14 protein-coding genes are annotated in these 13925 nt (G+C 44.6%); 5 read left to right on the top strand and 9 right to left on the bottom strand.

Annotated elements, in window-relative coordinates; all coding sequences use genetic code 11:
* Nucleotides 1–161: 161 nt before the first annotated feature.
* The 9 genes from OA79_RS05385 to OA79_RS05345 all read right to left on the bottom strand — a co-directional run bounded on the left by OA79_RS05385 (nt 162) and on the right by OA79_RS05345 (nt 7356).
* Nucleotides 162–872 carry an NYN domain-containing protein gene (locus OA79_RS05385; RefSeq protein WP_063332188.1) on the bottom strand — a complete coding sequence of 237 codons (711 nt, stop codon included), beginning with the start codon at nt 870–872 and terminating at the stop codon, nt 162–164.
* A 108-nt stretch (nt 873–980) separates the two neighbouring features.
* Nucleotides 981–1454 (bottom strand): GNAT family N-acetyltransferase, encoded by a 474-nt coding sequence (locus OA79_RS05380; protein ID WP_063332187.1) that lies wholly within the window; start codon nt 1452–1454, stop codon nt 981–983.
* A 119-nt stretch (nt 1455–1573) separates the two neighbouring features.
* On the bottom strand, nt 1574–1894 hold the full coding sequence (locus tag OA79_RS05375; protein WP_063332186.1) for an immunity protein Imm33 domain-containing protein: 321 nt from the start codon (nt 1892–1894) through the stop codon (nt 1574–1576).
* A gap of 99 nt (nt 1895–1993) precedes the next feature.
* Complete coding sequence (locus tag OA79_RS18335; protein ID WP_197465360.1) at nt 1994–2182, bottom strand: hypothetical protein; 189 nt, start codon at nt 2180–2182, stop codon at nt 1994–1996.
* A 266-nt stretch (nt 2183–2448) separates the two neighbouring features.
* Nucleotides 2449–3465: a hypothetical protein gene (locus OA79_RS05365; RefSeq protein WP_197465359.1), complete on the bottom strand. Its 1017-nt coding sequence runs from the start codon at nt 3463–3465 to the stop codon at nt 2449–2451.
* 1190 nt (nt 3466–4655) lie between these two features.
* The gene (locus OA79_RS05360; RefSeq protein ID WP_063332183.1) at nt 4656–4862 is read right to left on the bottom strand and encodes a DUF4250 domain-containing protein; all 207 of its coding nucleotides are present in this window, start codon (nt 4860–4862) and stop codon (nt 4656–4658) included.
* A complete protein-coding gene (locus OA79_RS05355) occupies nt 4859–5398 on the bottom strand; it encodes a GNAT family N-acetyltransferase (RefSeq protein WP_063332182.1) in 540 nt (179 codons plus the stop codon). The genes OA79_RS05360 and OA79_RS05355 overlap by 4 nt, the downstream gene beginning before the upstream one ends.
* A gap of 28 nt (nt 5399–5426) precedes the next feature.
* Nucleotides 5427–6476: a DUF2333 family protein gene (locus tag OA79_RS05350; RefSeq protein WP_063332181.1), complete on the bottom strand. Its 1050-nt coding sequence runs from the start codon at nt 6474–6476 to the stop codon at nt 5427–5429.
* A 13-nt stretch (nt 6477–6489) separates the two neighbouring features.
* Nucleotides 6490–7356, bottom strand: a complete 867-nt coding sequence (locus OA79_RS05345) for a hypothetical protein (protein WP_063332180.1) — start codon at nt 7354–7356, stop codon at nt 6490–6492.
* A gap of 67 nt (nt 7357–7423) precedes the next feature.
* Between OA79_RS05345 and dsbD the strand changes: the two genes are divergently transcribed.
* The 5 genes from dsbD to OA79_RS05320 all read left to right on the top strand — a co-directional run bounded on the left by dsbD (nt 7424) and on the right by OA79_RS05320 (nt 13851).
* Nucleotides 7424–9325, top strand: coding sequence for a protein-disulfide reductase DsbD (dsbD, locus tag OA79_RS05340; RefSeq protein ID WP_063332179.1), 1902 nt, complete (start codon nt 7424–7426; stop codon nt 9323–9325).
* 260 nt (nt 9326–9585) lie between these two features.
* The gene (gene accB, locus OA79_RS05335; RefSeq protein WP_063332178.1) at nt 9586–10029 is read left to right on the top strand and encodes an acetyl-CoA carboxylase biotin carboxyl carrier protein; all 444 of its coding nucleotides are present in this window, start codon (nt 9586–9588) and stop codon (nt 10027–10029) included.
* A gap of 21 nt (nt 10030–10050) precedes the next feature.
* Nucleotides 10051–11391: an acetyl-CoA carboxylase biotin carboxylase subunit gene (gene accC, locus OA79_RS05330; RefSeq protein WP_063332177.1), complete on the top strand. Its 1341-nt coding sequence runs from the start codon at nt 10051–10053 to the stop codon at nt 11389–11391.
* Nucleotides 11392–11508: 117 nt separating this feature from the next.
* A complete protein-coding gene (gene prmA, locus OA79_RS05325) occupies nt 11509–12399 on the top strand; it encodes a 50S ribosomal protein L11 methyltransferase (protein WP_063332176.1) in 891 nt (296 codons plus the stop codon).
* Between the two features lie 45 nt (nt 12400–12444).
* The gene (locus tag OA79_RS05320) at nt 12445–13851 is read left to right on the top strand and encodes a zinc-ribbon and DUF3426 domain-containing protein (RefSeq protein WP_063332175.1); all 1407 of its coding nucleotides are present in this window, start codon (nt 12445–12447) and stop codon (nt 13849–13851) included.
* Nucleotides 13852–13925 lie beyond the last annotated feature (74 nt).

Raw genomic sequence — 13925 nt, 5'->3', positions numbered from 1 at the left:
GCGAATCGCTTCCAACTTAAACTCTTTGGTATAGGTATTATAAGGTTTACGTTTTGTTGTCATAAGAACACTCCTAAAGGACTTATTGTCCCTGATTAAAAATGTCCGTTAAACTGTAGCAGGTTCAATCTGACCCTAATTGTTCTCTGAACTTAATTATTCTATTTGTTCTTTCGCACATCTTTAACCAAGTAAGAATTACCTGAACCACGTTTCAGTTCAAATAAGTCTATGGCCTTAATGAGACTGCTTAGGTTTTTGTAACCATAGTTTCTGGGATCAAATGAAGTTTTATTTGATATATGCGCACCGACAGGCCCTAGAGCAGCCCATCCATTATCTTCTTCTGTGGCATCAATAGCTTGGCGAAGCAAATTTATTAGTTTCGTGTCAGATTTTATGTTTTTAGTTTTTGTTTGAGTTGCATCACTGCTGGTTGGCTCTTGGTCTAAAAACAAGAACTTGGAACATGCGTTTACGAAAGGTGTTGGTGTTTTTCGTTCACCAAACCCTAGCACCACCTTGCCTTCTGCTAAGGCGCGAGTGACCATCGGCGTAAAATCACAATCAGATGATACAAAGCACATTACATCTATATCCTTCGTATACATTACATCCATAGCATCAATAACAAGTGCTATATCTGATGCGTTTTTTCCTTTCGATAAGTCGTACTGCTGTACTGGCTGAATAGCGTATTCATGTAAAAGGTCTTCCCATGCCTTTATGGAAGGTTTTTTCCAGTTCCCATAGGCTTTTCTTATTGTTACTACGCCATATTTTGCAACTTCACTAAGAACATCTTCGAATTTGCTCGCTGGTGCATTATCAGCATCTATGAATAGTGCAATTTTTTGCTTTGAATCGTCCATTTTTTCAACTCATTAATAAACATAACGCCGCCAACACGCGCAGCTTTGTAGTAAAGGCGAAGCCGCAACGGAAATGCTGTTGCTGTACTTGGCCTTGTTAGCAATATTTTACTCCAATGCCTGTCTCATTTTACGACCACCAACAGGAGTTAAACCATTTTTTTGATAGAAATCTAATGTCCTTTCAAATTCGGGTAAAGGTGGAGTACATAATTCAATGCATGACCAATCATGTAGCCTCCCGTATTTTTTAACTTGTTCGATTAACGTAGAACCAACACCTGAAGCTCTAAGCTCAGGTGAAACATAAAACTCTTGAATTACACCAATTTTTCCACCAGCGTATAAAGCATATGTTTCAGTAAAAGTAACAACGGCAACAGGTTTATTTTGATATTCACCAATAATTGCAGCGTAATGACCGTCACGAATTAGTTCACGACAACGTTCAATTGTACTATTGAGGTTAATATCAAAATGCTGCGCTTTGGTTAATTCACAGATTTCATTTGTAAGATCAACAACCAAAGAACCTATGGTTTCTGAATCCTCTAATTTAGCCACTTTAAAATTAATTTGCATACATACTCTTGAATATTGCTAACGCCCCAATAAGAGGCAAAAAATTGTTTGCTATAATGTTTGAGGCACGAAAACAGCAAACTGTTTTTTGTCCTGCTTGATTGGCTTGTTATGCGTTTTTACTCTGTACGCCAAACATCCTCATAGCCTTCGCGATCAGTAATGACATTAAACTCAGGTTCAAGCGCCAAATACTTAATGATTTCAGGACAATATTTATCGAGATGTAACGCACATAACGGTTTATAAAAGTCATTGTCATCTGAATATTCACCACAATGAATGTACCAACCATTTGTACCATTTTCAGGTTTAACTCTGACCGCATGGATTGGTTTCAGATGTAAAGTTTGGATAGCGATTCCAACTTTCAAATTCATATCTATGCCATAGAATTTGGAATTATATTTTTCACAGATTGTACGCTGTAAATCTTTCATATCACCAAACCTTTAAGAACGCATAACGCCGGTAGCAAAGGCGAGCGTTAGCGAGTCCAGCACCGTAGGTGCGATTTTGCCTACCCTTGTTAGGTGTTTTTAATAATGTTTTGCGCATAAGTAACAGTTTAATAATGCTTTATTTGAGCAGCCTTTTTGTAAACACTCTTTATCTGAAAGGCCACCTTTCTCGCTAATTTTTAATGTCTCTATTACCTCTTGATAACCATGCGTGAAAAATTCTGTTTTATCCTTTAGCTTAAATGCTCTGCGAGGAAATTTGTTCATTATTTCCTCATGTTCCACAGACCACACTTGCTTGCAAATCATACATATATAGAGTTGCCGCCAATTCTTAGCATCCACCTCTATGAACTCGAAATTTCTGACGAATTCCATCTCACTCGGTTCAGCGTAACAAGTGTTTGCAAGATTGTTGCAGCTACACGACATATTTACACCTAACGCCGCCATAAACGGTGAGTAACAGTTGGCTAAAATGTGTAGCGAAGCGGAACCGAGCCAACTGTTACGAATCCGACTTAATGGCCTTGTTAAGTTTCTTGGAAGTCCCGAGCTAGCATAGTGGAAGCTATAGATGGCTCAATTGCATCTTTACCTGAAAACTTCTTAGCTGCATCATAGCCTTCAGTTCGGTATTGGGCGAGCATTTCGCTATACGAAAAAATTTTACTTGTATCTATCCGAAGCCTCAAAGCAGTTCCCTTATATTTGCACTCTATATCATTTTTTGACGTGCGATCTAAAAATATACTTTTATCGTTACTTGCGATAAAAAAATCTCCACCATTGCGACAAATTCGACTGGTCATATAAAGTCCGAACCCAGAATTTTGCCACTCATCATGCCTTCGCTTTTTAACACCCTTATACATTTTTCCTGATACTCCGGGCAGCATAGCTAGGTGTAAAGCATCTCTCTCATTACTAATATTTAGGAATGGGTTGGTAGATAGCCCATGCATAATTCCATTGCCTGTATCCAGAACTGCAAGTTCAACTAAATTTTTAGTAGGCCAATACTGAGCACAATATTCAATGATTTCAGATTCCGAATGCTCAACAACGTTCCTGAGTATCTCTCTAATAGAGAACGTAAGAGTATCGACCAAATCACCACTATTTTGACGGGTTAATATTTTTGCAATTTGCTCCGACTTTGCTTCAATTATGTTGCCTACATGATCGTATGAATCTGCCGCTTCTTTTTGTAAATCTGAGACATTTAATATTGTAAGGGGTAGATAAGTACTACTACCCGCAGCTTCACCAGGCTCATTCCCAAACTTAAGCCCAAATGCTCTGAAGAACCCCATATGTGCAGCATATGATTTATTTTGATGATTTAAGGCCGTAAACTTACTTTCAGGTTTAGTTTTCCTAAACCTTTTTAACTCATTAGCCACATAAGCCATTGTAAAGGGCTCAACTCGGCCAAGATTAGCAAAATCAAACTCATATTCATCAGAGTGCTCTAAATCCCATAATCGATTACAGAAATTCAATGCATTTCTTAGGGATAAATTTTGAGGGATTTTTACTTGAAGCATACTCATCCTTGTATAAGAAACATAACATTTTAATAGTGCGCATGCGCGTTTAGACAATTCCAAAATTTCGACAATACCTTTATAAGAAACTGAAAAGTAATGCTTTTATAAAGCTATTAACAAAATCCAAAACTGGAAAAATGAGCATGCGTGTTATTTCATTTTTCCACGGCCTGTTATTTTTGCTACGGATATTCTTATCTTGTTGTCACTCTTTGAAGCAACAAAAATCAAAATTCGTTTTATAAAAAATCAGGGTGCGGGATCAAATCAGGCAGGAAAACTCCTTCTCAATTCATTCGTACATCCCTTACTTGAGCTTCATCATAGAACAGCGTTTTGAATTTTTCCAATAAGAAATTGAGTTTTTTAGCGAGTAAGAATTGGATAATTAGACATTCGCTAGTGTCTGATTTCGTTGCGGTAATTAGGCCTACATTTTGTAGTTTACTCTGAGTTGATGTTAGGTTGCTGGACTAACCCCATCCTAGCCTTCTCCTTGAAGACATAAGGGGAAGGAACAAGAGATGTGGTTTGGCTGAAACGCTTTTAAACGTAAAAAGAGGGAATGAGCCAATCAACCCTTGTCAGTTCGACGCGATCCTGATTGCGCGACCTTATGGTCTTCCCAAGTCAGTAACCGAAGACCTTTCTCCAACCATAATAACAGCTCAACACCTTACAATTGCGAACCCTGTACAAACATTGGCAACATCCAAAAGCAATGAGCCCTTATGATTCTGAAAAAGATTTTTTGGTTACTTTTGCATCGTTTGGCAAAAGTTACCCGCTCAGCAGAGCGGAACAATGCTCCTTAATCAAAGCCAATCCGAGGAAATCCCAAAAATTCTCAGGATCAATAACCCCATCCCCTCCCCTTAATAAGGAGAAGGAACAAGAGATTTGGTTTGGTTGTAGATGGCAATGAGTTCGTTTGAGGTTGCTGGACTAACCCCATCCCTTCCCCTTGAAGACATAAGGGGAGGGAATAAGAGATTTGGTTTGGTTGTAGATGGCAATGAGTTCGTTTGAGGCTGCTGGACTAACCCCATCCTAGCCTTCCCCTTGAAGACATAAGGGGAAGGAACAAGAAATTTGGTTTGGTTGTAGATGGTGATGAGTTCGTTTGAGGCTGCTGGACTAACCCCTCCCTAACCCTCCCCTTGATAAGGGGAGGGAATAAAAATGAGCTAGAGGGAATCCCTCTTAAACTGATTCTCTTTGGTTTCAAAGTGAAACCCACCACTCTTGAGTCGTTCAATGAGCCGTTGCTCATCAATCTCAAAACTGGCACATAATGACGACAAACTCGAAAAGTCATTACGCAGTTTGAGGTTAATGATGCTGAACAGCATGTTGATGTCCATGCTGGCGATGTTTTGGTTATTTAGGTTCATGTGAATTCCTCTTCCATCACGCTGCTGTCATCCAAAAGCTCAAATTCGCGCCCTAAAAGGTATACGTCTTCAACCCGTTCTTCACTGCGAGCAATGTTGGGCAGTTTGCCCCATGTTTGGAATTCGTTGGCTTTGAAGAACCTCAAGCTGTTGTCGTTGCCTGCGTAGATGTAGGCGACAAGGTGCAGAAAGCCAATTTCTTGTCGGTGTTGAATGACGTGTTCCAGCAAGGCTTTGCCAACCCCTTGACCTTGCAATGACGGCAAGACATATAGGCTAATTTCGCACGCTTGATCGAAGGAAGGTAAACCGTAGAACGCTTCTAATGAACACCAGCCGATCACTTGCTGGTCTTGTTCCGCCATAAAAATGGGGTGTCGATCTGTGATGGTTTCTAGCCAGTCCATGACGTCCAACAAGTTAATGTCGTTATGACGATTGGCTAAGGTCGAGTGCGGGTCGCATTGGCGAAAAATGTCGAGCATGACGGAAGCGTCTTCAAACTCAGCGTGACGGACAACACAGTTTAAAGCCACTTCAGCCCTTCCTTATGCGATTGGCGGGTTAGCCTTGTTCAAGCAAACGGCGTAAGTCGATAATGGCCGTATTCGCACGAGAAATGTAAGACGCCATCACCAAAGAGTGATTCGCCAACATACCAAAGCCACTGCCGTTTAAAATGATCGGCGACCAGATGCTGGTTTGCGTGGCTTCTAATTCACGAATGATTTGACGCAGGCTAACCAAGGCATTTTTGTCTTGTAGGGTGAACACAAAGTCCACTTCAATAGCACGCAAAATATGGATCAGCGCCCAGCTCGCACCACGCGCTTCATAAAACACGTCGTCGATTTTGGACCAAGGGGTTTTCACGTATTGATAAGTACCTGAGTCATTGCTTTGACGAGCACTGCTGTCGCCTGCAAGGTCGGTGTTTTCGCGAACATTAGCAACACTGGCAGAAAGACGTTGTGACAAGCTGCCCAAACGCGTGCTCACGTCAGACAACCAATCTGATAAGTTGTCGGCACGAGCATAGAAGTTCGCTTTGCTATTGCCTTGTCCCGCCAAACGATCGAGATATTCCAGTAGCTCTTTATTACCACGGCGGTATTCGCTTTCACTGGATGGTAACGCCCAGCTTCGGGTATCAAAGTTAAATTGCGGCTCAGCAATTTTCAAATTCACGTCTTCGGTGGACTGAGACTGAGAACGGCTGAACTCTTTACGAAACGCTCGCGCTAGATCACGGGATTGAACCAATACGCCAAATTCCCAAGCAGGCATGTTGTCCATAAACAAACCTGGCGGCATTAAATCGTTACTGATAAAACCACCTGGCTTGTCGAGTAAGGTCGACACTAGCGTGTGTAAGGTACTGGCAGTGGTGTAGCCGACCACAAGCTTTTTACTGTTGTTTAGGTAACCGCGTTCAGCGGCTTGTTCTTTGGCACTGGCCACCACATCAAATTGTTCTGGCTCACTGCTCCAGTACATGCCTAAGAAGCTCAACAATACGGCCAAAACCAATACCACAACCGCTGCGATTTTTCCGACGCCTGAAAAGTTCAAACGCTCTTTTAAAGCTTGCCATTTATCCTTTAACCAAGACATCTTTTGTACCACCTTAATCCTGTTGTAACACTACGGTATAACGGGCCCTATGGAAGATCATGGCTCGCACACGAAAATCGGTCACGCGACTGTTGATTATCTGGTAAATCAATCGAGCCTGTTTATCATTTGGCCAATTAATTTCTAAGCGACTCTGTGTGGCCGCAACAGCGTTAATAATAGGCTGTATTTTGACAACTATTTCGTCTTCGCTCAATGTAAATAAATCTTTTGGTAATGTAAAAACACCGTCTTGCTCAGCGGCACTAGGCTCTGTCTGGCTTTCAGAGGATGACGCAGGCGCTGTGTTTTGTTGTGCTTTGGCTCGTTTTTGCTTGGCTTGCTCAGCCTGTTGTTGGCGCTTTAGTTTTAGATCTTTAATGCGACTACTCATTTCAACAATCAGAGGGTCTTGGGCATTCACCGAGCGGGCACTGTCTAAATATTTTTCCGCTTGGCGATAGTGACGCGCTTGTGCTTTTCGCCATGCCCAATCTGTGTAGATTTCAACAATCTGGGCAATGCCTTGCGTGGCCTCAAAGTTGCCTGGATCTCGTCCCAAAGCAGCTTGAAAATACAGGTTGGCATTGTCTTCCGCTGGCGTTAATAAGCGATCCGCCAATAGGGCTTGACGGCCTTTTTTGATCAGAGATTGTGTGAGCTGTTGGGCCGGTGTGAGCACTTGTTGTGGCACGGATACTGGGTCGTCTGTTTCCACTGGGGCATTTGCTGACTCTGGCTCAGCCGATGTGGCTGCCGCTTCCGCAATTGAGGTTTCTGGCATAAATACCGGTTCGACCTGCTCTTGAGAGGTCGGATGGCTTTGACAAGCGGCTAAGAAAACCACAGAAAACAGTAAAGAAATTAGCTTTTTACTCAATTTAGCCCCTTACATTTGGCAACTTTAAGGTGGATTGGTAGTCTACTCTCTTCATTCGAGGTGATAAATGACGACTTTATCACTATTTGGCCTTCTCTACTTGTTGAATTTATCTATGCGCCTGATTGTTACTTTGTTTGCTGTACTGTTTCATTTTTCGGCCTATGCGTTTACCTTTGCGCCGACTACCGCTCTCGAACAACCGCAGTTTCTTCCCGTCGAGCAAGCGTTCCAATTAAGCGTCAGTGCACCAGTAGAAGGTCAATTTCACGCCCAATGGGACATCGCTGACGACTATTATTTGTATCAGCAGCGTTTTAGTCTTTCGGGACCACAAGCCAATCATTTGCATTTTGCGCCCTTTCCAACTGGCCAAGACCATGAAGATGAATACTATGGCAAGGTGATCATTTACCGCCAACAAGTTCGTTTGCCCATTTATTATGACATTCAGCTGCCCGCTGGAACGGTCATCCAAGCCACGTTAAGTTACCAAGGTTGCGCGGATCAAGGCTTATGCTATCCACCGCAAACGGAGCCTATCCAGTTCACGGTACCTGAGCGTTTGGCAACCACAGAGGCCGATGCTAGACCTTCTGCGATTGCCAATGACGCTAATAAGGCAAGCGCTGCGTCGTCTTCCGCCCTTGAACCTTCGGTTGCGCAAGGCATTCTGACGAATCTGCAAGACAATGGCTTACTGCAGAGTGTGTTATTGATGTTTGGGTTAGGATTATTACTCTCCCTCACGCCTTGTGTTTTGCCCATGGTGCCCATTGTCAGTGCGATTGTTATTGGCACACAAAGCTCAGCCACACAGCAACCTTCACGCTTTAAAGGCTTTTATTTAAGTTTGATTTACGTACTGGGCATGGCCTTTACCTATGCCGCTATTGGCGGTTTAGTCGGCTTACTTGGCTTACAATTTAACTTACAAGCGCAACTGCAAAGCCCTATTTTTGTTGTTCTCAGTGCGGTTATTTTTATCCTGTTGGCGCTGGCCATGTTTGGCGTTTTTCAGCTGAAACTGCCGTCTTCTTGGCAAAATAAACTGTCGGCGTTTGATTTTCAGTCGTCTTCCTTGTGGCGTGCGAGCCTTGGCGTCTTTATTGCTGGTGTTTTGGCCACATTAATCGTCTCTCCTTGTGTCTCTGCACCATTGGCCGGCACGCTACTTTATATCAGCAGCCAAGGGGATGCCCTGTACGGTGCTTTCATTTTGTTTGTTATGGCGCTGGGGATGGGCGTGCCCTTATTATTGGTCGGTTTGTTTGGCCCCAATATGCTGCCTAAGGGCGGTCACTGGCTGGAAGACATTAAAGTGCTACTTGGCTTTGGGTTATTGGCGGTCGCCATTTGGCTGCTCAATCGTTGGTTGCCCGTGTCGAGCCATTTGTTTTTATGGGGCATCCTAGCCTTGGCCATGAGTGGCTATTTTGTTCATCGCGCCGTCACCGTCGCGTCTCATCCTTTACGCTGGTTTTTGGTACTGCTGCTGTGTTTAATTGGCAGTATTCAAATCGTAGGAGGCTTTAGTGGTGCGACCTATCCCTTGCAACCACTGCAAAGCATTCACCTATCGTCCTCTGCTGCGAACAACACCGCCCCCTTGTTCGACGAACAAATCAGCAGTTTAGACGAATTGGAACAGTTACTTGTCCATGACGACCCAAGACCACTGGTGTTGGATTTATACGCGGATTGGTGTGTGAGCTGTAAAACAGTGGAAGCCATATTGGCTTCTGCTGAAGCGCAAGAGTTATTGCAGAAGGTTCGTCTCGTTCGCGTGGACGTCACCAAGAACTCCGCAGCCAATCAAGCTTTGATGAAACAGTTTAATTTGTATGGACCGCCGTCTTTGGTGTTTTTAGACGCCACCGGGCGTCCGCTTACTGAATTGGCCTTGGTCGGAGAACCCAGCAAGGCAGAACTGATCAGTCGACTAAACCGTCTTCAAGCGCTTTTCTAAAATTTCACTTTAAAAGATTTCGGCAAACAAAGGCGGGTTAACAACAGATCAAAAAACAGTCGATCTTGAGTTTTTTATGATATTTCCCCGAAGAACTGGACAATATCCCGCTTTTTAACGATAATCTCTTCAATTACAAGCTTTAACATTTCTATTTTTAGACAACACTTTTTTGTTTAAAGCCGTTTTTAATGTAATTGCATTTATAACCATCAGTGAAAATAACACTGATAAACTAATACAGACAGAAGAGAGTACCCATGGATATTCGTAAAATTAAAAAACTAATTGAACTATTAGAAGAGTCAAACGTCTACGAAATCGAGATCAAGGAAGGCGAGGAAGCCGTTCGTATTAGTCGTGGTGGTGCACACGTTGTCACCTCTGTTGCAGCCCCAGCACCTGTTGCGGCACCTGCACCAGTCGCGGCACCTGCTGCTCCAGTCGCTGAGGCGCCAGCTGCGCTTGCAGGACATGCTGTTAAATCTCCAATGGTCGGCACCTACTACAAATCTTCTGCACCTGGTGCGAAGCCATTCATTGAAGTTGGCCAGAAAGTAAACGTTGGCGATACCATTTGTATCGTTGAAGCAATGAAAATGATGAACCAAATCGAAGCGGATAAGGCAGGTACTATCGGCGCAATCCTAGTTGAAGACGGCGAGCCAGTTGAATTCGACCAACCGCTAGTAACCATCGTATAACCCAACATTAAAGGTTTTATCATGCTTGATAAGGTATTGATTGCTAACCGAGGCGAAATCGCGCTACGTATTCTACGTGCGTGTAAAGAACTTGGTATCAAAACCGTTGCGGTTCACTCAAAGATTGACCGTGACTTATTACACGTTCGCCTAGCAGATGAATCCATCTGTATTGGTCCGAACCCATCCGCTCAAAGTTACCTGAACATTCCAGCGATTATCAGTGCCGCTGAATTGACAGATACGTCTGCCATTCACCCAGGTTACGGTTTTCTTGCGGAAAACGCGGATTTTGCTGAGCAGGTTGAGAACTCAGGCTTCGCCTTCATCGGTCCAAAAGCAGAAACCATTCGCCTAATGGGCGATAAAGTTTCTGCCATTAAAGCCATGAAAGAAGCTGGCGTGCCAACCGTACCTGGTTCAAACGGCCCTGTGCCTTCTGATCCAGATGAGTGTATTCGTATTGCTCGCGAAATCGGTTTCCCTGTGATCGTTAAAGCGGCAGCGGGTGGCGGTGGTCGTGGTATGCGCGTTGTTCACAACGAAGGCAGCCTACTAAAATCCATCAGCGTTACTCAATCTGAAGCGGGTTCTTACTTCGGCGACAGCACGGTTTACATGGAAAAATTCCTGACCAACCCACGTCACGTTGAAGTACAAGTTTTGGCTGACGGCCAAGGCAATGCGGTTCACCTATACGATCGTGACTGTTCTTTGCAACGTCGTCACCAAAAAGTATTGGAAGAAGCGCCAGCGCCTATGCTGGACGAAACGTCTCGCCAAGCTTGTTTGAAAGCCTGTGTGGACGCTTGTATCAAGATCAACTACCGCGGTGCAGGTACGTTCGAATTCCTATACGAAGATGGTCATTTCTACTTCATTGAAATGAACACTCGTGTTCAGGTAGAGCACCCTGTCACTGAAATGGTAACGGGCGTCGACATTGTGAAAGAACAATTGCGCATCGCCAGTGGCTTGCCATTGTCTTTGAAACAAGAAGACATCAAGCTGAACGGCCACGCAGTTGAGTCGCGTATCAATGCGGAAGATTCAAAAACCTTCATGCCAAGTCCAGGTAAAGTGGAATACTTCCATGCACCAGGCGGTATGGGTGTTCGTGTTGATTCTCATCTATACAGTGGTTACTCGGTTCCACCAACGTACGACTCTATGATCGCTAAGATCATTTGTCATGCGGCGGATCGTACTGCTGCTCTAAAACGCCTTTCTGGCGCGCTAGATGAAACCTTCATCGACGGCATCAAAACCAACATTGAGCTACAAAAAGATCTAGCCAATGACGCTAACTTCATCGAAGGTGGCGTAAATATCCATTATCTGGAGAAAAAGCTCGGTCTTTAATGATTCGCGCTCAGAGTCTGGTGAATAAAATATTCACCAGACTCTGTCATTTTCCTCTCGCCTCATGCATCAAGCTTCGTTATTCTATTCCTGTTTATTCATTGTTGGACATCTTTTATGCCTTGGTTGCAAATACGTATTCACACGACTCCTGACCATGTCCCTGCTTTCGAAGACACTCTATTAGAGTGTGGCGCCATGGTGGTTACTTTTGAAGACATCCATGACGACCCTATTTATGAGCCAGAGCTCAATACTACTCCGATGTGGAAGAACACCAAGGTAACTGGCCTATTTGAAGCGGAAGCCAAAATTGACGAGATTCGTCCCGTACTAGAGCACAAAGCTCAAGCCATTGGCGAAGCTGACATTGATCTAAAAATCGAAATCCTTGAAGACAAAGATTGGGAAAGAGAATGGATGGACAATTACCATCCGATCCAATTTGGGGAACGCTTATGGGTTTGCCCAAGCTGGCGTGATGTGCCAGACCCAAGTGCCGTCAACTTAATGCTGGACCCAGGTTTGGCGTTTGGTACGGGCACTCACCCAACCACAGCATTGTGTCTAAAATGGTTAGACAGCATCGATTGCCAAGACAAAACCATCATAGACTACGGTTGCGGTTCTGGTATTTTAGGCATTGCAGGTTTATTGCTTGGTGCCAGCAATATGGTGGGCATTGATATCGACCCACAAGCGGTACAAGCCACCCAAGAAAACGCGTCACGTAATGACATTGACCCTAGCCGCTTGGAAGTCAAACTGCCACCTTACGAATCGGATTTGCAGGCTGACATAGTGGTCGCTAATATTTTGGCTGGCCCACTGGCCGATCTAGCCCCCACCATTGCGGCATTGGTAAAAACCGGAGGTCAGTTGGCCTTATCTGGCATTCTAGCGAACCAAGCGCAAGAAGTGATTTACGCTTATCAAGATTGGTTTACCATTGAAAACGTTACAGAATGCGATGAATGGGTGCGCATTGTCGGTACCAAACACGCATAAAACACAATCAGCACCATTGTTTTAGATTAAGGAAGAAACACGCCCATGGCCAATAGCTTAACCACTCGCTGCCCTAAATGTTCAACGGCATTTCGTGTCAGTGACGAAGTATTGAGTATGGCCAAGGGCAAGGTACGTTGTGGCCAGTGTTTTCATATTTTTGATGCGGCGAAAGCGGTGGCCAATCGCCCTAAACGCACAGATGCGCCTTCTTCCGACGCTCAATCTAACACGCCATCTAAAGCGCCTAAGCCTACAGCGAAAGAGACACCATTTGACGCAAGCCCTGTTCAGTCACCTGACGCGTTAAAAGAAGACCTGCATGCAGACAACCGTCTAGCGCCCGCTGACGACATCGTCAATCCAGATTGGTTGCACACCTTATTCACTGACGAGGATTTACAACCTGCCAGCAAGCAAGATCTGGATCATATCCATTCCAACTCCATGATGGAGCATGACGACGCATTCGACTTTCAGCCGCGTCGTCAAGCTGCCCCTCAGACTCCGCACACACAGCCAAGTGACGAACTAGCGCCGTGGGAAGTAGAACTGGCCGAAGTCGAAGCGGCACTGCAAGCTAAATCACAGCGCACTGACAGTAAACCGCAAATACGCACCAATCCTTCTCGACCGGAAGCAGAGGACCGATTTGCGACCAAAGCGAATGCACAGACAGCGACGGCCAACAAGCCCACTCAACAAGGTGCAGACCGTTTCTCTGAAAGTGCCGCTATGACGGCGACGTCCACCCAAAACACTTCCGCTCAAGCAAAAGACGACACAGCACCAAGCCCTGAGCCGGATTACATGACCGCGTTGCATACCTTAGCGCAAAATGCTGCTGAGCAAACCCGCCCTTCTGAAGCTGGCCATCAGCACAGCTTTTTAGAACAATTGTCGGCGCAGCAAAGCCTCGCTCCCTTACTAGACGAATCTACCCCCAGCAAGCCAGTCAAACGCTCACACCCTTGGTTGTGGTTCATGGCCATGTTAGTTGGTTTCGGCATTCTGGTTGGACAAGTAGCCAATCATTACTTTGATGAAGGCAGCCGCTCTGCTCATTTCCGTGGTTTATATCGTATGCTTTGTTCTTACACTGGCTGCACACTTCCAAGGTTTGATGATGTCAGTGCGATTTCCATTCAACATGTGCGCATCCAGAGTCACCCTGATATTCCGAATGCCTTAATGGTCAATGCCATCATCACCAACAACAGTGCGTTTTCTCAGCCTATGCCGAAAATCGCTCTAGAATTCTATGATTTGAATGGTAAACCGGTAGCCGCCCGCCTATTTTCGCCTAGCGCCTATTTGCACAAGGACTTCCTCGACATTACCTTCATGCCACCCAACACACCAATCCACTTAGTGATTCCAATACAAGATCCTGGCGCTCGAGCCGTCACGCATGAATTAAAAGCCTTCCCAGCGGAGACGCGTTCTTACTAAAACAGGGTATTTCTAGAGAAGTTTTCCAACAGGATCAAAAAAAGCACAAAAAATAGCCAATTTTTCGCCTGTCA

Source organism: Marinomonas sp. TW1, from assembly GCF_001625355.1.
Classification (GTDB): Bacteria; Pseudomonadota; Gammaproteobacteria; order Pseudomonadales; family Marinomonadaceae; genus Marinomonas.
The sequence above is the reverse complement of the archived record's forward strand: the minus strand, read 5'-3'. Positions and strand labels throughout refer to the sequence as shown.